19 protein-coding genes are annotated in these 20,788 nt (G+C 54.9%); 4 read left to right on the top strand and 15 right to left on the bottom strand.

What is annotated here, in order from left to right; translation table 11 throughout:
• Positions 1-20 precede the first annotated feature (20 nt).
• The 4 genes from iolD to BN3277_RS11015 all read right to left on the bottom strand — a co-directional run bounded on the left by iolD (position 21) and on the right by BN3277_RS11015 (position 5,613).
• Positions 21-1,883: a 3D-(3,5/4)-trihydroxycyclohexane-1,2-dione acylhydrolase (decyclizing) gene (gene iolD, locus BN3277_RS11030; RefSeq protein WP_059042558.1), complete on the bottom strand. Its 1,863-nt coding sequence runs from the start codon at positions 1,881-1,883 to the stop codon at positions 21-23.
• Between the two features lie 404 nt (positions 1,884-2,287).
• The gene (locus tag BN3277_RS11025; protein ID WP_059042556.1) at positions 2,288-3,367 is read right to left on the bottom strand and encodes an ABC transporter permease; all 1,080 of its coding nucleotides are present in this window, start codon (positions 3,365-3,367) and stop codon (positions 2,288-2,290) included.
• A gap of 110 nt (positions 3,368-3,477) precedes the next feature.
• Complete coding sequence (locus BN3277_RS11020) at positions 3,478-4,188, bottom strand: ABC transporter ATP-binding protein (RefSeq protein WP_232436386.1); 711 nt, start codon at positions 4,186-4,188, stop codon at positions 3,478-3,480.
• Between the two features lie 102 nt (positions 4,189-4,290).
• On the bottom strand, positions 4,291-5,613 hold the full coding sequence (locus BN3277_RS11015; protein WP_059042551.1) for an MFS transporter: 1,323 nt from the start codon (positions 5,611-5,613) through the stop codon (positions 4,291-4,293).
• A gap of 267 nt (positions 5,614-5,880) precedes the next feature.
• On the opposite strand from BN3277_RS11015, the gene BN3277_RS11010 reads away from it, so the two are divergent.
• Positions 5,881-6,348, top strand: coding sequence for a MarR family winged helix-turn-helix transcriptional regulator (locus BN3277_RS11010; RefSeq protein WP_059042549.1), 468 nt, complete (start codon positions 5,881-5,883; stop codon positions 6,346-6,348).
• A 272-nt stretch (positions 6,349-6,620) separates the two neighbouring features.
• On the opposite strand, the gene BN3277_RS25770 is transcribed toward BN3277_RS11010, so the two are convergent.
• The 8 genes from BN3277_RS25770 to BN3277_RS10975 all read right to left on the bottom strand — a co-directional run bounded on the left by BN3277_RS25770 (position 6,621) and on the right by BN3277_RS10975 (position 12,106).
• The gene (locus BN3277_RS25770) at positions 6,621-6,794 is read right to left on the bottom strand and encodes a hypothetical protein (RefSeq protein WP_187380060.1); all 174 of its coding nucleotides are present in this window, start codon (positions 6,792-6,794) and stop codon (positions 6,621-6,623) included.
• Positions 6,795-6,816: 22 nt separating this feature from the next.
• Positions 6,817-7,158, bottom strand: a complete 342-nt coding sequence (locus BN3277_RS11005; protein WP_059042547.1) for a hypothetical protein — start codon at positions 7,156-7,158, stop codon at positions 6,817-6,819.
• A 145-nt stretch (positions 7,159-7,303) separates the two neighbouring features.
• The gene (locus tag BN3277_RS11000) at positions 7,304-8,833 is read right to left on the bottom strand and encodes an MDR family MFS transporter (RefSeq protein ID WP_187380059.1); all 1,530 of its coding nucleotides are present in this window, start codon (positions 8,831-8,833) and stop codon (positions 7,304-7,306) included.
• A 129-nt stretch (positions 8,834-8,962) separates the two neighbouring features.
• Positions 8,963-9,628, bottom strand: a complete 666-nt coding sequence (locus tag BN3277_RS25330; RefSeq protein ID WP_059042545.1) for an ABC transporter ATP-binding protein — start codon at positions 9,626-9,628, stop codon at positions 8,963-8,965.
• Entirely contained in the window at positions 9,619-10,062 is a 444-nt protein-coding gene (locus BN3277_RS25325; protein ID WP_059042543.1) for an energy-coupling factor ABC transporter ATP-binding protein, read from the bottom strand. The genes BN3277_RS25330 and BN3277_RS25325 overlap by 10 nt, the downstream gene beginning before the upstream one ends.
• A 1-nt stretch (position 10,063) precedes the next feature.
• Positions 10,064-10,669, bottom strand: a complete 606-nt coding sequence (locus tag BN3277_RS10985; RefSeq protein WP_187380058.1) for an ECF transporter S component — start codon at positions 10,667-10,669, stop codon at positions 10,064-10,066.
• A gap of 112 nt (positions 10,670-10,781) precedes the next feature.
• Complete coding sequence (locus BN3277_RS10980) at positions 10,782-11,531, bottom strand: energy-coupling factor transporter transmembrane component T family protein (protein ID WP_059042539.1); 750 nt, start codon at positions 11,529-11,531, stop codon at positions 10,782-10,784.
• A 2-nt stretch (positions 11,532-11,533) separates the two neighbouring features.
• Positions 11,534-12,106, bottom strand: coding sequence for a GNAT family N-acetyltransferase (locus BN3277_RS10975; RefSeq protein ID WP_059042537.1), 573 nt, complete (start codon positions 12,104-12,106; stop codon positions 11,534-11,536).
• Positions 12,107-12,330: 224 nt separating this feature from the next.
• Between BN3277_RS10975 and BN3277_RS10970 the strand changes: the two genes are divergently transcribed.
• Positions 12,331-13,284, top strand: a complete 954-nt coding sequence (locus BN3277_RS10970; RefSeq protein ID WP_059042535.1) for an alpha/beta hydrolase — start codon at positions 12,331-12,333, stop codon at positions 13,282-13,284.
• Here the strand turns inward: BN3277_RS10970 and BN3277_RS10965 are convergent.
• Positions 13,266-13,466 (bottom strand): aspartyl-phosphate phosphatase Spo0E family protein, encoded by a 201-nt coding sequence (locus BN3277_RS10965; protein ID WP_059042532.1) that lies wholly within the window; start codon positions 13,464-13,466, stop codon positions 13,266-13,268. The genes BN3277_RS10970 and BN3277_RS10965 overlap by 19 nt on opposite strands.
• Before the next feature lie 222 nt (positions 13,467-13,688).
• On the opposite strand from BN3277_RS10965, the gene BN3277_RS10960 reads away from it, so the two are divergent.
• Positions 13,689-14,168: a GAF domain-containing protein gene (locus BN3277_RS10960; protein WP_059042530.1), complete on the top strand. Its 480-nt coding sequence runs from the start codon at positions 13,689-13,691 to the stop codon at positions 14,166-14,168.
• 447 nt (positions 14,169-14,615) lie between these two features.
• On the opposite strand, the gene BN3277_RS10955 is transcribed toward BN3277_RS10960, so the two are convergent.
• Positions 14,616-16,658, bottom strand: coding sequence for an endonuclease MutS2 (locus BN3277_RS10955; protein ID WP_089153347.1), 2,043 nt, complete (start codon positions 16,656-16,658; stop codon positions 14,616-14,618).
• A gap of 617 nt (positions 16,659-17,275) precedes the next feature.
• On the opposite strand from BN3277_RS10955, the gene BN3277_RS10950 reads away from it, so the two are divergent.
• Entirely contained in the window at positions 17,276-19,156 is a 1,881-nt protein-coding gene (locus tag BN3277_RS10950; protein ID WP_089153340.1) for an LTA synthase family protein, read from the top strand.
• A gap of 71 nt (positions 19,157-19,227) precedes the next feature.
• Here the strand turns inward: BN3277_RS10950 and BN3277_RS10945 are convergent, their stop codons facing one another.
• A complete protein-coding gene (locus BN3277_RS10945; RefSeq protein ID WP_059042524.1) occupies positions 19,228-20,655 on the bottom strand; it encodes an MATE family efflux transporter in 1,428 nt (475 codons plus the stop codon).
• Between the last annotated feature and the right edge of the window lie 133 nt (positions 20,656-20,788).

Genomic DNA, 20,788 nt, shown 5'->3' with positions numbered 1-20,788 from the left:
CCCTCCCCGTTGCGTGTTCGTTAATAAGCTCTCGCCTGCCGAATCCGCTCGTTCATCGCTTCACGGGCCTGGACGACCCGTTTGCCCGTTGAGACCGCGGGAACACCAACGTTCCACCAGGACTCGTAGCCCTCCGTATTTGTGCCGGGCAGCACTGCGATCTCAATCAGTGTCGTTCGCGTCTCCGACTGGGCTAATCGCAGCGCCTCGCGAAGCTCTTCCGCATTGGATGCCTTATAAGAAGCAGCCCCAAGACTACGAGCGTGCGCCGCAAAATCAATCGGAAGCACCGCGCCCGTGTAGCGGCCCGTAATGTCCTCACGGTAACGGAATTCGTTGCCGAATCCGTCGCTCCCGTGTTCTCGCTGCAAGTTGTGAATACACTGGTAGCCGTGGTTATCAAACAGCAGCACCGTGATTTTCCGTCCTTCCTGCAAGCTGGTGAGCAGTTCGGAGTGAAGCATCAAATAGCCGCCGTCTCCGACTAAGGCATATACATCCCGCTGCGGTTCGGCAAGCGAGACCCCGAAAGCGCCGCTCACTTCATAGCCCATACAGGAAAAGCCGTATTCCATATGGTAGGTATCCGGCCGAGACGTCCGCCATAGCCGCTGCAGATGGCCTGGCAGACTACCCGACGCGCATACGATAATCGCCTCTTCGCCAATCGTCTCGTTGATCTCTCCAATCGCGCGCGTCTGCGCCAACCCGTCTTCGCGTTCGACCCCATACAGCCGATCGACCTCCCGATCCCACTCGGACTTAAGCGCTGCGATCTCCGTTTCGCCGTAAGCTGATGTGTACCCCGCCGCCGCCAAACCTTCCGCAAGCTGCGGCAGCGTAGCCTTCGCATCTCCGGCAAGCGGGATGCCGTCCAACTTAACCCCATCCAGCCGGCTGACGTTCACATTAACGAATAGCGCGTCTTCCCGATACGCCGACTTGGACGCGGTCGTGAAGTCAGTAAACCTCGTGCCGACGCCGATCACAAGATCCGCCTGGCGTGCGAGCCGATTGGCGGCCAGTCCGCCGGTTACTCCAACGCCGCCGACGTTAAGCGGGTGGTTCCAAGGCAAGGCGCCTTTGCCCGCCTGCGTCTCCACCACCGGAATGCCAAACCGTTCGGCGAATGCCAACAGCTCCGCCTCAGCCCCGGAATAACGCACGCCGCCTCCCGCAACGAGGATCGGACGGCGTTTGGCTGCGATGGCTTCCACCGCCCGGTGGAGCGCCTCCTCGGAGGGACGGTGCCGTTCAATGACATGCACCCGTTTATCAAAAAACGCCAGCGGATAATCATACGCCTCCGCCTGCACGTCCTGCGGGAGCGCCAGCGTCACCGTTCCCGTCTCCGCCGGGTCCGTTAGCACGCGCATCGCGTGCAGCGCCGCGGTCATCAACTGCTCCGGACGGACGATGCGATCCCAATATTTGCTTACCGGCTTAAAGCAATCCGTCGCCGCAATCGTGTAATCGTGGCCCGCCTCCAACTGCTGCAGCACCGGATCAGGCTGGCGGGAAGCAAAGTTGTCGCCGGGCAGCAGCAACAGCGGAATACGGTTCACCGTCGCCGTCCCGGCAGCGGTTACCATGTTCAGTGCGCCCGGACCAATCGAGGTCGTACACGCGTAGATGCGCCGGCGGCGCGATTGCTTCGCAAATGCGATCGCCGCGTGGGCCATCCCTTGCTCGTTCTTTCCTTGCACGAACTTGAGGCTTCCGGGGCAGCGCTCCAGCGCCTCGCCGATGCCAGTGACGTTGCCATGGCCAAAGATGCCCATGACACCGGCAACAAACTTCGTCTCCACACCGTCGACGGAAACATATTGACTGTCCAGAAACTTCAGCAACGCTTGTGCCATTGTAAGCCGGATCGTCCGCATTTCGCCCTCCCGTTTCTCATTAATCGCTTAAAAATACAACGCTTACAAGAAAACAAATGATTCTCAAAACTAGATGAGTAAAGCGCTTAATTCAACTTTTACTACAAATTTTAAGTAAGCGCAATCATTTTTTTGGTTGAAAAGATAAATCGTTGGAGTGATTCGCAGGGACCGGTTAAACCGAAAAAGCCCGGTGTCGATTCACGATACCGAGCTTGTTGCCTTTTGTCGATCATTCACGGACCCAAGGAATTGGAGCCGAATACGGAAGCACCATGCTCCCATTACACCTCGGAAAATTCGGCTCCATTCGACACTTTTTGTAAAGCGCTTAACAATATATCCTATGTTCCGATCTCCCTATCGAACAAGGAATAAATTAAATTCGATCTCTCCCGCGCCGATTAGCCGGCCTTCGTACGGCGTCCGAAGGCCAGACCCCATCCGCGGGAAAAACCGCCGAGCCACCAAGCGATCAACACGCCGCAGACCGCGCCGGCCGGCAAGCCCCACAGCGGCGGGAACAGCTTGGCCCCCAGCGCCGCCGTCAGCACAACAACCGCGGGCAGCAGCAGCATCGTCATCGCCGGAGCTGCGCTGCGGTATTCCAGCGATTCCTCCAACGGAAGGATCGCCATCAGCTCGCGCTCGAAGAAGGCTCGCCGGTGGCCGCCCAGCCAGTAAAGCAGCAAGAGAAGCAGCGCGGCATACACGATCAGATTCACCGCGGGATAGGGCGGCAGCACCACGGCAGCCAACCCGGCCAGCGTCATCTGGGCGTATAGCTTCCATTCGCTGCCGCGGAAGAATGCTTTGACGAGCGCCTCCGCCACGCGGGCCTCCGGTTGCCGCGAGCGCGTCAGACGGCGCCCCAGCCCGTTCGCCCCCCCGGCCGCGGCGGCAGTCCAAGCCCAGGCGGCCCAGGCCCCAAAGGCGGCGCCCAGCCCCGAATAAGCCAGCGAGCGCAGCAAGAGCTGGCGCCAGCCCGCAGTTAATACGCCAAGCAGTTGCTGGATAAGCATCTGGATCAGCTTGACGGCGAACGCAACCGCAGATAACCCGGCGATTTCCGTCCAGCTCATCCCGTAGACGCGAACGAGCAGCGGGCTTAACACGCCGACGGCGACGGCCAGCACCACGGCCTGAACGGCGGCGGATGCGACCAGCCCGCGCAGCATGATTCCCTTGATCCAACGCGGCCGCTGGCGCAGGAACAACACGTCCGCCGCTTCGATATAGAAAGAAATCCCGCCGCTGCTATACAGGATCAATAACAGCAGGACCGGAATGACCGGATACGGCAGCTGAGCCATCCAAACGGGCAGCTCCTCCCGCCACAACCCGTAATACGCTCGGCCGCCCAGCAGCAAGCCGGGAATGCCAAGATACAATAGAATCGTCCAATCAAACGTAAACTTCAAAACGCCTAACTTCTCCCGGAACCGATCCCGCCAGCGCCGGATAAATAAGCGCCGGGCGGTCATTGATACCCTATTTCTCATGGATGCCCTGTTTGTTGTTGTAGTCATCCTTCTCAACGCTTTTAGCCCCCTCTCTCGCTCTCCGATCCTCGCCTTATGCCGACATCAGGCCTTCAGGTTAAGGCGTCGAAGCAATCGAACAAGGAGGCGCCCGGCATCGCAGCGGCATCGCGGATATCATCCATCGTACCGTTTGCTTTGACCCGGCCATCCGAAATCAGAATAAAGTCGTCGCAAATACGCTCCGCCGTATCGAGCACGTGCGTGGACATCAATACGCCGGCCCCGCGTCGGCGCTCCTCCTCCAGCAAGCCAAGAAAATCCTTGGTCGCCCGCGGGTCCAAGCCAATAAACGGCTCGTCCACGATATAAACGTCCGGACGGCCAAGGAATCCGATCATCAGCATCATTTTCTGCCGCATTCCCTTGGAGAAACCGCCCGGCAGCAGGTCCCGCGCTTCGGTCATACGGAACTTCTCCAGCAGCGCACCGGCCTCCCGCTCAAACTCGGACTCGTCCATGCCGTAGACGGCGGCGGCCAGCCCTAAATGCTCCCATAACGTCAGCGTGTCATAGAACACCGGCTGCTCCGGTATATAGGCGTAATGGTTCGCCCCGCCATGAAATTCCACCGCCGCGTCCGTAAACGGCAACAGGCCAAGGATCGCCTTCAACGTCGTGCTTTTCCCTGCCCCGTTTGGCCCAATCAGCCCGGTGAGCACACCGGGCTTGACCGCAAGCGAAATTTGTTCGATGGCGGCTTTCCCGGTCTCGTATCCCGCCTGATGTATGTTCACTTCCAACCATGCTTGTGTTTGTTCCAAAATGAATCTCCTCAAATCTATCCGTCATTTCTTCCATTATAAATCATCATGCGTTCATGTACATGTCTCCGAGACGGTCCGGCGAGCCCGCCGCCGTTAGCGTTACGCCCCCATGGCCGGCTCGGCGGCCATGCGATCCCGCTTCATAATCGCCGGAGCAAACATCAACAGCACGAAGCCGATGGATGCCATCAAACAACCTGACAAGATAAAGGCGGGCTCCGGCCCAAAGGCGGTCACCAACGAGCCTCCAAACAGCGGGCCGATCAGCGTTGCGGTTGAGGTCAAGCTCGATACTGTTCCGAATACACGGCCGGTCACCGCTTCCGGGGTCCGCTGCTGCAGCAGAACCTGGAACGGGATAAACGTCATGCCGGCGCCTAGCCCGGCGAAGGCAAACAAGGTTAACATCAGCGCCATCACGCCGTCCGTCAGTGGCAGATGGCTCACGATGAACCCCGCCGCTGCGAACACCAACCCCACCAGCGTTCCGCCGATCCCCATTTTGAACAAGGGGGAGATGCGGATTCGCTGCGTGAACCACGCCGCAGTCAGCGTGCCGATCCCGCTAAACGTGATGCACCACCCGAGCAGGTCGTCCGACACCCCCGGAATCTCCCGGAACAGGACCACCGCTTGCGAGTCGGCAATCTGCAGGACAAGCAGGCTGGCACACAGGATCAACGTGCCAAAAGCCAGCAGCGGAATTCCGCCGATGATTTTCGCCCCTGCCGCCATTTCCGTCCAAAAGCCCTGCTTGCGTGTAGCCGCAGCTGCTGCATCCCCCGCTCCCCCGTCCACCGTCTTCAACCGCTCGGCAACGTCCCGCAGCTTGCCCGGGACCTTGCTTAACAAGAACGCCGATACAAGGAAGGTTCCCGCATCAACGACAAAACACACCGTGACGCTAAAAGCAGCCGTCAGCATGCCGCCCAGGGCCGGGCCGATAATTTTCGTGCCTTGTTCAATGATTGCGCTGTAGGAAACCGCCTGATCCAACTGATCATGCGGCACGATCTCTTTGATTTTGCCATTTTTCGCCGGAGAGAAGACGACGTCCATAATTCCCTTGGCGATCAACAGAACGTACACCTGCCAGATCGACGTCACAAAAACGAAGCCAATCAAAACCACAAATCGAACGAGGTCGGAAGTAACCATCAGCTTTTTACGCTCGACCCGGTCTGCCAGCATCCCGGCTAAAGGCCCTCCCAAAAGAACGGGCAGCACCATAAACAGCGAAACCATCGTAATTTCCCAAGGCGTCGCCTGCCACTTCAAACCAACCATCGTCAACAAGGCGAGCAAATACAGCCAATCGCCGATATTGGATACCAGCTGCGCGGAGAGCAGCGCCAAATAGGCGCGGTTTTGCAGAAGCCCCGATTTTGCCTGACCGGATGATTTTTTCCCAAATCCCATCATCTTTCCCTCATCCCCTACTCCAACACGATTATGAGGTAATCTTAATGAATTGAGGGGGAGAATCCATCCGTCCGGAGGCGGATTCACTCCCTGTGCCGCAGCATGAAATTTCCCGCAGGCTGAGGGCGTAGAGGTAAACATTTATTTCCATTAAAAAAAGCGCAAATTGTGATAAATTATATTTTTTTTAATTCGCAAGTGTTTTAAGATTACACTAATTCAACCTTGTTCAAAGATTCACAATTATAAAGTAAGGGCGGGATGCACATGATGACAACCGAAGAACGCGGAACGGACTTGTCGCTGCATTTGTACCGGGTTTTTGCCAAATCTTTTAAAAGCGTCAACGAGCATGCGGTAACGGGGAGTAAAATCCAGGGGTTTAATCCAACGGCCTTCGCCGTCTTGGAAGTCCTTTATTACAAAGGCTCGCAGCCGATTCAACAAATCGGCGCCAAGCTTCTGCTCCAAAGCGGCAACGTGACTTACGTGATCGATAAGCTTGAGGCGGCAGGCTTGCTCCACCGGACGCCTTGTCCGCGCGACCGTCGCGTGATTTATGCCGAGTTGACACCCAAGGGGAAAGAGTTGATGGATCAGCTGTATCCGGAGTTTGCCGATCGCATCGACCATGCGCTCAGCGGGTTGAACGACGAAGAGAAGCATATCATGATTGAACTGTTGAAGAAAATGGGCCGCGAAGCCGAAAAGCTCGCCCCGCTGCTGCGCAAATAAAACCAAAAAGGCTGTTTCCGGGATGCCCGGATGCAGCCTTTTTTTGATCCAAATAGAGAGATAAAATCATCTTATTTCGCTAATCCCCTTGGATTTCAAGCTGAATAAGGTGATTTTTTCACGTTATCCAGAGGATTCAGGGGGAGATTTGCCGTCTTTGGCTTCATTAAGGTGAAATTCTCACGTTATTATAGGCCGGAACCGCCAACACAGCCTCAATAAGGTGAAATCATCACGCTAAGGACAGGAGCCGACCTGACTGACTCCCTTACCTAATGGGATGGATCCATATCCTTGTTATTGTCGCGATTGTTGATGTCCCGGTGCCGACGATCGTTCACCTTTTGCTGCATCTGCTGGGCTTGTTGCGCATTCACCGGGGTCCGGTCCAAATCCTCAACCACGTTGGTCAAATTTTTGTCGATACCCGATTTGCTTCGTGCCATCGCATTTATCCTCGCTTTCTCCTTAAGGGTTCGTCATCGACGATAACGCTTGCGCACATTCATGGATATGGCGGACATAATCTCCGGTCAATTCCTGGATCTGTACGCTGTCCTCCGCTATGGTCTGCCCGTCCCGCTCCACATCAACTAAATCGACGCGAACCTCGCGCGGGTCCATATAAGAGCATTGAAAATCAAAGGAATAAAACTGATGTCCCGCCGCATTGATATGAATCCGCAGCCCCTGGGGATTCGCCGCATCCGCTTGTACCTGCGCGGAGTCCCCCGGATTCAGGTATTCCGGCAATTGCTTTTGCCAGGCATCCACCAGCGTATGTTGGTCAATATTCATTTCCTTGTTCATAGTTACACCTCCCCTTTCCCGTTAAGGTGCGAAGAGACGGGCTTTTTTATACCGATCTATGCAAAACAAAACAGGCTGCCGTCCCGTTTAAACGGGACGGCAGCCTGGGGAAGGCGTCAGATCTTTAAATAGAGAAAACCTTAAGCTAAGCTCTATCCACGGCCGGATCGCCCGCTTTCGCCGTGACCTCCTCCTCCAGCCCCGGCGTCCGGTTGCGCAGCCCTAACGCGCAGAGGATTCCAACCACCGCAATGACGGCCATCACGATATACAGCGTATGCAGGCTTTGTGCTAAAACATGCTTCAACTCGCTCCACAACTCAGGGGCCAGCAGATGTACTTTTTCGGGAGACAGCAACTGGTCGATATCGTCCTGTGAAATCGGGACACCAGCCGCTGTGCCATTGTTCGTTTGGGTTGCAATATGCAGATTAATCAAGGTCCCGAAGGCGGCTACGCCAATCGTTTGCCCGATCGATTTAACGAAGGAATTGAGCGCCGTCGAAGCCCCGCGCAGGTTGTAGCCCACAGAGGACTGAGCGATGATCGTAAAGACCGTAAACGAAAAGCCAAACCCGATCCCATACAACGCGTTGAAGATCAACAGCGGCCAAATTGGCGTTCCGTCGTGGATCGTGGCCAGCCCCGTCGCCCCCAAGGCGATTATTACCATCCCGATCAGCGAGGTGTAACGGGAGCCGCGGGAGATAATCCAACGGCCGCCAAGCACGGAGCCCAGCATCCAGCCGATCGACATTGGGGCCAGCGCAAGTCCGGAAATCGTGGCATTTTGCCCCTGTACCCCTTGAATCCAGAGCGGCAGGTATGAAGTTAAGCCGATTAACAGAGCGCTTGCCAAAAGACTGGTGATGTTGGAAAAGGCGATATCGCGGATGCGGAACAGCTTCAGCGGCACCAGCGGTTCCTCCGCCCGTTGTTCGGCGACAAAAAACAAGGCCAGGAAACAAATGGCCACGGCAAAAATCCCCCACAGCCACGGCGAATTCCAGCCCAACTGCTGCCCGCCTGTCGCCAGCCCAATCAGCAAAGCGGAAACGCCGATCGTAAAGGTGATCGCTCCGAGATAATCCACCTTTACCTTCCGTTTTTCGATCTTTTCTTTCAGGTAGACGATGATGAAATAGAGCGACAGCAGCCCAAACGGCACATTAAAGTAGAAGGCCCAGCGCCAATTCAGCGAATCTACGACATATCCGCCCAGAAGCGGCCCGATTAAGGAGGAGATGCCCCAGACCGAGCTGATCCAGCCCTGAATTTTGGAGCGTTCCTCAATCGAATAAATGTCGCCGATGATCGTAAACGTCACCGGCAGCAGGCCGCCGGCCCCGATCCCCTGCAGGGCACGGAATCCGATCAGCTGCCCCATGCTGTGGGCCGTACCGGACAGGATCGAGCCGGACAGGAACAGCAGCGAGCTGATCACAAATACCGGTTTACGGCCGTACAGGTCGCTGATTTTGCCAAAAATCGGTGTAGTGACGGACATGGTCAGCAGGTACGCGGTAAACACCCAACTGAGCAAACGAGCTCCGCCCAGATCGCCAACGATACGCGGGCCTGCCGGACCGATGACGGTCCCTTCGATCGCGGCCAAAAACGTGGACAACATTAATCCGGTCAAAATATAGCTGCGTTTCAACTTGCTTGAATTCATGGTGAACAAGACTTCCTTTCTTTACCATCCGGGCGATGATTCCATAAGCTTTCATTATAGTAGAATGCCCCAAAAAAAGAAAGACGGACGGCAAGTGCGGGACTTCCTCCCGACTTGTCGTCCGTATCCTCATCTCGTCCAAAGGCTCGCTTCCTCCCGCTCTTCCTCCCGGAGCTGCCCTTCCGCTATCCTCCAGCGTTGGACCGGTTGGCCTTCAAACAGCTCCGGCTCGTGCGTGATCATGATCAGCGCAGCCCCTTGCGTGAGCGCCTCGCGGCACAATGCCGTAAGCAGGCGAACGCCCACATAATCGATACCTGCCGTAGGCTCATCCAGAATATACAACCGCTTCGGGCAGATCATGACGGAGGCGGCACTTAGCAATCGCTTCTCCCCGCCGCTTAGCCAATACGGGGACTCTCCGGTTTTGCCGCCCAAACCGATCGCCTCGAGCATCCGCTCCGCCCGGTGCCGCAGTTCCTCCGGCACCGGGTCCTGCGGCCCTAGCCCCAGCTCGGCGCGCGGGCTGTAGAGCAGCTCGTCCCACACAGTGGAGGCGACGAATTGCTGCTCCGGCTGCTGGAACACGTAGCCGATGTCGGACGCCAGATCGTACAGCGTCCGGCGGGCGGTGTCCCGGCCCTGCCAAAACACCGTTCCTTTAGGCGGGGGCAGGAGGCCCATCAGCAGGCGGGACAACGTGGTTTTGCCGGAGCCGTTGTCCCCGCACAGCAGCCGCCACTCGCCAGGGTACAGCGTCAGGCGGACGTCCCGCAGCCTGTCTCTTATTCCCATCTAGATGTGCATAAGAGACCGCCCCAACCGCACCAAGCCGCAGGATGCGCGTCCGCCACCCGCCCCTCCAGCTCGGCGGCGGGCACGCGCAGGTTCTCCGGGCCGAAGGCGACTTCGTCTTCGACCCGGCCCTGCACAAGCTGCGCGTCGGGGTCTTGGAACACGACCCCAACGCGCCGGGCAACCTCGCCGATCTCCGCTTCCGCGGGATCGACGCCGTCCACGAGCAATCGGCCTGTACGGCTCCCTCCCCCGGCGCGGGGGAGATACCCGCTGATCAGCTGCGCCAGGGCCGATTTGCCGCTGCCGCTCGCTCCGACGAGCGCCACCCACTCCCCGCGGTTCACGGTGAGCGTCACATTTCGCACCGCCGGAGCTCCGCCGGCCTCAAACGCGTAGCTGACGTTGTCCAGCTCCAGTGCCGGTTGCGTCATCTTACGCTTCCGCCCGGCTGCCAACCGCGAAGCGGCGAAGCAATCCGCTGCCGGCCAAGGCGTCGCCCAGCAGCTTCACCAGCAGCCCGCACAAGATCATGCCGCTCAGCACCCGGACGGCTAACGCGATCAGCAGCACATCCGTGCCCCACTTCGTATAACCATACATTTGGGCGGCGAAGAAAAACCATAACGGTACCATCGCTCCCCCTGTAATCATCAGCATCGGCCAGCTCCATTTTTTGTACCGCACGAGGGCAAAAGCCGCTTCCACGATAACCAGATAACAAGCGGCAGCCACAAAACAGGATAAAATACCATACGCCGTTCCCATAAAAGCTTGGACAACCGCACCGATCCCGTAAGTGATTAAGGCCGTCCCCGGTTTGCGGATAATATAATACGCCAGTAGTCCATAAATCATATACAAGCCGGTAATCGTTGAGGTGAGAATCGGTCCCCCCAACCCGTTCAACGCTTGATTTAAGGGCGACAGAAACACCGTCATCACAGCATTTGCGGCCGCCAGCATCGCCATAAGTACGATATCCAGCGTGGTAAAGCGCTGGAACGTCTTCCTGGAGCTTGCTCCGTTCACCTGAACCATCCTCTCGTCATTTCAATTGTTAACCATAAATCATAATTTAGGTTAACAATGAATCCGCGTCAAGTCCTTTTTTTCGAATCCTCGGGCCCGCAGGCTACCGGATCCCCTTCCTTCACAGCAACCACAGGCCCGCGGTCAAGCCCAAGCTCACGATCATCGTCCATACGCCAATCGCTTCAAGCGGTACATCCCGCAAAAATGTCCGCTCCCGATACGCCCCAAATCCCTTGACGTCCATCGCGCCTGCCGTTTGCTCCACGCGCCGGATCGCCCCGGCGAATACGGTGACCAGCTGTCCCCGCCGCGTTGCCAGCCGTTCCGCGATACCTCGCGGACGCCGTCCCATGCGCAGCTTCCGGGCGGCTGCCGCTTGTCGGCCTTCCTCTGCCAGCAGCGGCAAAAACGTCAGCGCCATCGAGATGCCAAACACAAAGCGGTACGGCAGCTTCAACCGGGTGGTCATCATTACAACGAAGTCCTTGGGATCGGTTGACTCGATATAGGCCAACGAGGACAAGAACAAGCTGACCATCCGCAAGGTCACGGCTGCCCCGGCGGTCAGCGCCGTGCTCGAAACCAACAGCGTTTCTCCGCCAGCGCCTTCCCGAAGCTGTACGGCAAGCGCGGTCACCGCAAATAAGGGCAAGCCAAAGCCTAAAATCCAGGCGATCCGCCGCAGCAGCCGCCGCCAGCTCATTCCGGCCCCCAGCTTGGCCGCCGCGATCAGCGCCAGCAGAAGAGCGCCCTGCCTCAGCAGGTCGTCCCAATGCATGGCGAGCGTGGCCAAGCAGGCTAAAGCGACCAGTTTGCTCAGCGGATCCAGTCGATGAAGGAACCCGCGGGATTCTTTTCGCATCTCCATCGTTAAGTCGCCCCTCCCGCATAATACTCTTTTTTAAGTAAGGAATACATCAACAGATCAACGAATCCACTCTCCGTCCATTGATACTGCCGCAGCAGACCTTCCTCCATGAACCCAAACGCCTTCAGCAGCCTGCGAGAAGCTGCATTACGGGGGTCGACCAACGCCTCAATGCGGTTTAATCCCATCGTCTCGTACCCATACGCGAGCAGCATCCGCAGCGCTTCCGACATATATCCGTGTCCCCAATATTCGCGCCCCAAATCATAGCCGATTTCGCCGCGATAGGCTCCGGCCAGCTCCCAAACGTTAAAACCGCAGCTGCCGATCAGCTTCCTCTCTTCCTTAAGCTCAATGCCGAAGCGGATCGTATCTTCGCTCTCGGCTAAACCGTTAAGCAGATTAATCATCTCCCAGACATCCTCTACCGAAGTGAATGGCGGAAGATTCATGTACTTAATGACATCAGGATCGCTCCAGTACCGGAACATGACCCCTGCATCGCTCCGCTCCATTCGCCGCAGGCGCAGCCTTTCGCCCTCAAGGACGGGGATGTCCCCGCTGCATTTATACACGTTAGCCAGCTCCCCTCGCCGTTTCCACTTAGCTTGTTTGAATGATCATTGGGTATCCCTTCTGTCTGCCCTAACACCCTTTAATAGCTAATCACATCGGAATCGGCTCGTCAAAGGGATCGGGCAAATTTTCCGGACAGGCGATTTTCCTTCCAACTTTTCGGTGATACTATTATAAACATAGAGAGCTTCACGGATAGGCTCGCAAGGAGGAACCCGCGCACATGGTTTTTACGATCGTCATTTTGATAACACTGCTAGCTGTCCTGGTATTTGTTAGTGGCCTGCCGCGTTTTGCGGTGCGTCAGATTACTCAGATGCGGCTGCAAACGATGGAGAGCATTTATGATTACTTGGAGCGAACCGGCGTCTACACGCGTGAACAATTCGAACGGCTGCCCAAACGGCCGGTCCAAGTGATGTCCCGGGATGGACTGAAGCTGAACGGCTACGTGCTGGAGCTGTTTCCCGAGAGCCACCGCTGGATGATTATCGTCCACGGCTATACGGTATCGCTGCACGCTTCCACGCAATATATCGACATGTTTCAAAAAACGGGGTTTAACATCCTGCTGGTTGATCAGCGACGGCATGGCGGGAGTGAAGGAAGTTACACGACTTATGGTTTTCAGGAGAAATACGATGTGCAAACGTGGGTTCATTGGATCCTGGAGAATTACGGAGAAAATAGTGTAATCGGCCTGCATGGCCAATCGCTGGGGGGCGGAACGGTGCTGGAGTATCTCTCCATCGCCCATCCGAATGTGAAATTTGTTATCGCCGACTGCCCTTATTCGGACTTGACGGAGCTCATGCGCCATCAGATTTCCAAGCTAAACAAGCTGCCGGCCAAGCCGCTCTTGCCTCTGGTTAATAAAATGTTGCAACGCAAAGCCGGCTTCCGTCTGGATCAGGTCAGCCCGATCAAGGCCGTCGAGAAGAGCACGCTGCCGGTGTTGTTCATCCACGGCACGGAAGACAATTACGTGCCGACCTATATGAGCCGGGAGATGTATCTTCATAAGCCCGAACCCAAAGAACTGCTGCTCGTCGAAGGCGCGGTCCACGCCAATGCTTACGGAATCAACCCCAAGCGGTATGCCGAGGAGGTCCAGACCTTCATCGAAAAAGCATTGGGCGCAGATGAACCAACGGCCGCTTATTTACCGAGCATCTGACTTTGGGCCATTACGATATACTGATCCAAGCGTTGGCTTAATTCCAGAATCGTGCCGCTGCTGAAGTTATCTTGGGTGGCGGCATTCATCAATTCCAGACGCAGGTGCTCGATGGTCGCCTTCAGGTCGTTGCTGATTTTGTTATTGGTACGGCTTGCGCCTCGAATCGTTTGAGGTACCATAAAAATCACCTTTTCATTAATCTTGTCCCTATTTTACCTCATGATGCCAAAAAACATATTTTGCAAATTTGATAAAAAATAGCACTCGATGTCGGACTTTGTAAGAAAAAATAATCTCCCTTTCGATGGAATGCTATTCCTCGACAAAAAACTTCTTTATAATAAATCTATCGCTGTGTTGGCGGCCTAGGCCAGCCCGCAGCTTGAAGGAGGGAATGACGAATGTTTCATACCAGCGAATACAGCGGCTCCCGTGAAGAACGACAGAACGCCGTCTTGTCGCAGCTTCAGGCGCTGATTTACGAGGAGAGCAACCAGGTAGCGAATTTGGCTAACGCCGCCGCGTTGCTGAACTTTTTCTTAGATGATATCAATTGGGTTGGCTTTTATTTGTTTGACGGCCAAGAGCTGGTGCTCGGACCGTTTCAGGGCCTTCCGGCCTGCATCCGGATCCCGCTCGGCAAAGGCGTATGCGGCACCAGCGCGGAGCGTCGCGAAACGCTGCGGATCGAAGATGTTCATGCGTTTCCGGGCCATATCGCCTGCGACGCCGCGTCCAACAGTGAGATCGTCGTCCCGATCGTTAAAGATGACCGCCTGATTGGGGTGCTCGACATCGACAGCCCGCTGAAGGGCCGTTTTGACGCTGAAGACCAGGTCTTCCTGGAGCAATTTGTGGCGACGCTCACCAAACAGTTGTAGTTAACCGCCCCACTTAACAAGGGGAACGTGTTGCGAAATGGGCTTGTTTTTGGCGAGTTCCCTAGGCCTTTGCGCGGTATCGGCGCAAGGGCCTTTGTGTTTGTTTTTGTTTTGGTCTTGTCAGATAACTTAGTGAATGCGTGCCAGTGCCCGCCGCCGTCGTATTTCTCCCCGTTAAGATCCTCATTCTGTCGATTTTATGCGATTTTTCATACATATCCCGCCGCTTCCCCCTCGTTTGCCCCTATTCTGTTCGATTTTTCATATATAATTCCGGATTCAGGGCCTTTCTCGCCTCGTTATATATGAAATTTCATACATATCCCTTATAACAGCATTACCCACGTCCCCTAAAAAAAGAAGCGCAAGCTTCAGGATATCCCTAAAGCTCACGCTCTCTCTTTCATTACAATTTCCGCGATTGGGCTTACGTTTCGTCGCCTCCCGTTAATCTTCCCCCGGCTTTTTGAGGATAACCAAGCCCTCCACATGGCGTTTGTTCATCAGTTTCCGCTTTTTCCGATTTTCCTTCGAGTCAAAGATGATATCTAGATCATAATCCTCCGGATACAGGGATTCGCTCTTCAGGTAGGGCTTTAACCGTTTATGATTGATCTTGATTTTCTGCTTCTGGACCTGCACCAACGCCATTCCCCGAAAGTCCGGCGGTTCAACGACGATGCCGATTTTTCCAATGGACGTCACGAGAACGGCGTCGCCAACCTCAAACTTACGCGAGGGTTGGGGTAACGCGGATGCTTCTTCATCTGAACCTAAACCATCTTCGTTTGCAGCAGCACCATCCCCGCTCCCTTGACGCTCCGTTCCGCTCGCCTGCGGTCGTCGCTTCCCGTCCCTTACGTCGCGGTGGTTCCGGGATCCAGACGTTTCCGGCGACGAGGCTTGCTTCGGTGGAACGATCTCATCCCACCGCAAACCGCCGCTTCCGCTGCCGTCGGCGGACTGCTGGCGGCTGACGATATGCTGCGAACGTTCGATGATCCCGCCGGACATGCCCAGCTTGCGGGCGATTTCAATCGCATAACTTCGACCGGACTGCCCGATGGTCAATCGGTACAGCGGACGCAGCGTCTCGGCATCGAATTCCATCCTCGCGTTCTCGAAGCCTTCAGCCCGAGAGGCGAACGTCTTCAGCTCGTTGAAGTGGGTCGTCACCATAACCGTTGTTTTTTTTCGGGCAAACTCCTCCAGGACCGCGATGGACAAGGCAATCCCTTCCCCCGGATCGGTACCGGCCGCCAGCTCATCGATCAGCACCAGGGTGGTTGGCCCTGCTGTCTGTAAAATCTGCACCAACGCGCCGATTTGGGCGGAGAAGGTGCTGAGCGACTGCTCCAGGTTCTGCCCGTCCCCGATGACGGCGCGGATGCCTTGGTACACCGCAAAACGGCTGTTCGGCGAAACCGGCACCAGCAACCCCGATTGCACCATCAGGGACAACAGGCCAAATGTCTTCAGGACGACCGTTTTTCCGCCGGTATTCGGGCCGGTGATGATCAGCGTCCGGTAATCCGCACCGATCGCCATGTCCAGTGGGACCATCGTCTGCAGCAACTTCGGATGCTTAGCCCCGCGAATCACGGTCTCCCCAGTCTCGCTGAGTTGAACCGCAGCCCCGCCGATCGTTGCGGCGTATTTGGCTTTGGCAAAAATAAAGTCATACGTCCCCGTAATCTCAATATTCCGAATCAGGTCGGCAGCTTCCCGTTCGACCAATCCAGCGAGATAACCGAGAATTTTCGCTTCCTCCCGGGCTTCTTCGGCTTGAAGCAGCTCCAGCTCGCCTTGCAGCGCCGCCACCTCCTGCGGTTCGATAAACACCGTTTGTCCGCTGGTCGACTGATCCAGCATACGTCCGTTGACTTGCTTGTAGTAATCCTTTTTCACAGGAATCACGTATCTGCCGCCGCGTACGCTCACGATATTTTCCTGCAAAATCGCGGCATGACGAGCCATCACAGACTGGATGCGCTTCTGGATACGTTCTTTGACGACGGCGATTTTTTTGCGCGTCTTCTCCAGCTCCCGGCTCGCCTCATCCGCAATCACCCCGAACCGGATACAGCGGAGAATCTCCTGCTGCAATGCCGGCAACTCCTGCAGATCCGTTGCATAGATTCCGATTCTCCAGGCCATCTCCCCTTTGGAGACCATATATTTCTTCAGCTGGCCGCAGCTTTTCAGAAATGTCTGCACCGCCATCAAGTCCTGTTCGGTGAACAGATACCCGGTGCCCAGCAAGGAGACGACCAGCTCAATCCCTTCCAGCGAGGGCAGCGGAACGCTGGCCCCTTTTCCGTAGAGCGCTAGCGCTTCTGCCGTTTCGGCAATCGCCCGCTCGATCCCCCGTTTTTCCACCATCGGTGCAAGCTCTTCGATTCGTTTCCGACCGGCATAGGATACCGCGTATCCCAGCAAATCCTGTTTAATGCTCTCATATTCCAATGTACTAAGCGAAAAAGTTTCCAAAACGAAAACCTCCTTCATCGATCATTATTCCTTCTTTCCGGCATAAAAAAAGGCAAAGGACAGCACGTATGCCATCCTTTGCCTATACTTCTCCCGCTGTAGCCGAATCCGATCAATCAAAAAAAGCCGTGCTGAAAACAGCACGGCTTGGTCGTTATCGGGATAACGGCAGCTGGAAAAGCTGCAAGATGTTCCGCGTGTGTTCTTAACTAATTCATAGACCGAAACAAGCGTACGGGAAAATACGGGCTCGCTTAGACTCCAAGCGGCACGTCCCTATACCCTGTGTAACTGTCCTTATGAAATTACTAGTTAAGAACCTTCACCGACATCAAAATCTCTCCTCTTTAAGCGGATGTTCTAATCGTCATCTTTCGATCACAAATCAAGTTCCTGAAAAGAAGGAATACCTTTAATTTACCAAAAAGGGGCGTTATCCGTCAAGAATCCGGGTTACGGCAAGCTTCATCCCGGTTTAAGTGGAATATCTTGCTAATTGAGTGAATTGATTAATTTTATTCTTACGATCATTTCATGTATTATATATGGGGCGTTAAAATTGTTAACTCAGCATGAAATTCAACAAAAGGAGCTTTTGCGGAAAGGAAGGAAACAAAGTGTCACAATTCAATCGCATTCGGCTCGCCAACATCAAGCCGTTTGTTTTTTTCTCCGTCATCATGATCTTGAAGATTTATCTTGTCTGGACGGCCATTTTTGATGAAGTTCCCGCATGGGGGCCATTGCTGAAGGAAATCCCCTTTATCTGGGTTTTGTTCTGCTTGATTGAATGGTTTTCCTCCAAACGTAAGATCGGCCTTTATTTAACCGTAAACCTGATCGTTACGGCCATTTTCTTTGCGGCTATTATGTACCATAAATATTATGGGGTCATCGTAAATTACACGGCCCTGCAGCAGGTTAACCAAGTGACCGCCGTGAAGAACAGCGTGTTCTCTCTGCTGGCCCCTTATTATCTGCTCATCTTTTTGGACATCGTCGTTATCGGCTTCTGGTTGTTCCGGAAGAAACGCGCCGAGAAGCTCAAGGCGTTCTTTAATCTAAGAAAAGCCAGCACCGGTGTCATCACGGGGATCTTCGCTTTTTCGCTGCTGCTGTGCATCTTTAACGTTTGGCCGAACCGGGCCAGCATGAACGAGATTAAGCAAGCCGAGCAAATGGGCATCCTGAACTATGAGACGTACACGATTTTCTCCAGCACCAAGAAAGAGGAATTGGTCGATAAGAACCAGATCTCGCAGGCGAAAATCAACGAGCTTAAAGGGATCGCCACTTCGGCTAATCCGAAATATTTCGGCGCTGCTCAAGGTAAGAACTTGATTATCATCCAGTTGGAATCGTTCCAGAACTTCCTGATCGACCTGAAGATCGACGGTCAAGAAGTGACGCCAAACATGAACAAACTGGCGAAGGAAAACACTTATTTCAAGCATTTCTATCAAATGGTCGGACAAGGCAATACGTCCGATGCCGAGTTTGTCGTCAACACCTCGTTCTACATTCCGTACAATGAGGCAGCTACGCAAAACTACCCGGATAAAGACCTGCCAAGCTTGCCGAAGCTGATGCGGGATCAAGGGTATGACACCGCTACGTTCCATACCAATGTCGTGGATTTCTGGAACCGCGGGGAACTGTACTCCGCAATTGGCTTTAATCGCTACTATGACCAGAAATGGTTTGGCACCGAAGATACCGTCTTCTTTGGCCCTTCGGACGAAGTGCTCTACAAGAAGACCGCCGAAGAGCTGGATCGCATGCAGCAAGTCGGACAGCCGTTTTATACCCAAGTCATCTCCATGACGGCGCACCATCCGTTTACGATGCCGCATGAGAAGGATAAGATCCAATTACCGGAGCGTTACCAAGACAATATGGTCGGCGACTATCTGCGTTCGCAAAGCTATGCAGACTATGCGCTAGGCCAATTCATCCAGGATTTGAAGCAAAAAGGCATTTGGGACAACAGCGTAGTCGTCATTTACGGCGACCATCTCGGCTTGCCGATGTATTCATTGGATAAACATGGGCTGGAGCTGATGAAAGAGATCTACGGCCGAGATTACAGCTATATGGACATGATTAATATCCCGCTGCTCATCCATGCTCCAGGCGTGGATACCCCTTCCGTCATGGAAAATGTCGGCGGCCAAGTGGATATCCTGCCGACGGTAGCCAACCTGCTTGGCGTGAAGCTGGATAACCATATCCACTTTGGTGAGGATATTTTGAACCAGACGTCATACAACTTATTGCCGCAGCGTTATTACCTGCCGTCCGGCTCATTCTTAAACAACCAGGCGTTGTTTATCCCGGGCGTATGGTACGATGACGGTACGAAATACCCGCTGGCCAAAGACGGCGTGCAGCAAGCGTTAACGACGGAGAGCGAATATAACCGCGCCCTTGAATTGCTCCGCCTCAGCGACAGCTACGTACAACAGCTGCCCGACCGAGCGAAGGAGACTAAGGAATAACACGCCATTTGCCAAAAAAGAAAGCCGCAGGCAATCCCCTTTGGGACCGCCCTGCGGCTATTTTTGTACGCTTAGAGCGCTGGAGTTGCAGCTCCGTCCATTGCCGGTTTCCCTTGTGCTTGCCCTTGGCCTAACCCGCGTTCTTGAAGCAGCTCTTGCTCTTTCCTGCGTAAATACTTACGCCCTCTCCAGCGGAAGAATGAAAAGACCCCGCGGATATATTCGTCGCTGATCATACTGGCATAAATCGCGATGATGCCCCAGCCAAGTGAAACGCCAAACAGATACGAGCAGCCGGTAGCCACGACGGACATAAAGATCAAGGAGATAATCATCGTGTACCGCGTATCCCCTACCGCATTCAGCGAGTTGCCGAGCGCCATGTTGATCATTTTACCCGGCTGCAGCAGCAGGTTTAGCCAAAGCAGCGCGGCACAGAGGGCCAGGATCTCAGCATCCTGCGTAAACAGTCCGAGCAGCTTCGGACCAAATAAAACAAGTATAAACGCGTTGACGATCACCAGCGGCAGCCCGAAGGCTAGTACCCGGTATACCGCACGATACGCTTCCTTCGTTTTACCCGCCCCGTAAAGATGGGCGATCTGGATTTGCGCCGCCATCGCCAGCGAGAACCCCAGCATGAAGCAAAACGACTCCAGCGTATTCATATACGTCCGGGCGGCCAGCTCAGTGGAACCCAGCACCGCGAGGAACGAGAAGATCGCCAGCTGCGAGAACACCCAACTCGCCGAATTGACGCCGAGCGGCCAGCCGATCACGAGCACTTCCTTAAACAGCTTGCGATCAAACAGCGGAAGGTCCTTGATGCCGATTCGCCGCTGGAACGTGCCTAGGAAGATCAACAGCAGCACGATCGTTGCGATCAACCGGCTGGCTACCGTTGAGATGGCCACCCCGGTCAAGCCCCATTGCGGAAATCCGAGAGCGCCAAAGATAAAGCAATAGTTCATAATTATATGAATAACGTTCATCCCGATCGCTGTAAACATCGGTCCTTTCGTATTCCCGGTGTTACGGATTGCGGTTCCCAGCATGGAGATCATCGCGGTCAAAATCATCCCGCCACCCACGATGGAGATATAGACCTTCGCCAAGGGCAGCAGTTCGTCCGGCAACTGCAGCATTGTGGCGATAGGTCCGGGTACAGCGATCAGCAGAATGCTAAGGACGATGCCGATGGCGGCCGTCACCTTGAAGGCGATAATCGCTACGGTCCGGGCATCCTCTTCACGGCCCGACCCGATTTTTTGGGCGATGACGATCCCTGCCCCGCTGGCTACGGTGGCAAACAGTGTGGTTAACGCATTAAACAGCTGGTTCGAGAACCCGACGACCGCTACCGCATGATCGGAAATGCGGCTGACCATCAGCGTATCGACGGTGCCTAGCAGAATTTGCAGAAACAATTCAATAAATATAGGCCATGCGAGCAGCCAAAGGGAAAATTTATCCTTCCCACCGCTCTTGATTTTCTTCATTATTACAACCTCCTGGATATCGGGGAGCCCTGCGGACTCTCTGTCGTCGTGTCAGCATGAAACACATTATAGATGCTAAGGTCACTTTAGTGTATCATAGAATCAACTCAATCTTTCAATATTCCAACCTAAG

The sequence above is a fragment of the Paenibacillus rubinfantis genome (genome assembly GCF_001486505.1).
GTDB classification, from domain to species: Bacteria; Bacillota; Bacilli; order Paenibacillales; family Paenibacillaceae; genus Fontibacillus; species Fontibacillus rubinfantis.
This window is presented reverse-complemented; position numbering and strand designations above follow the sequence as displayed.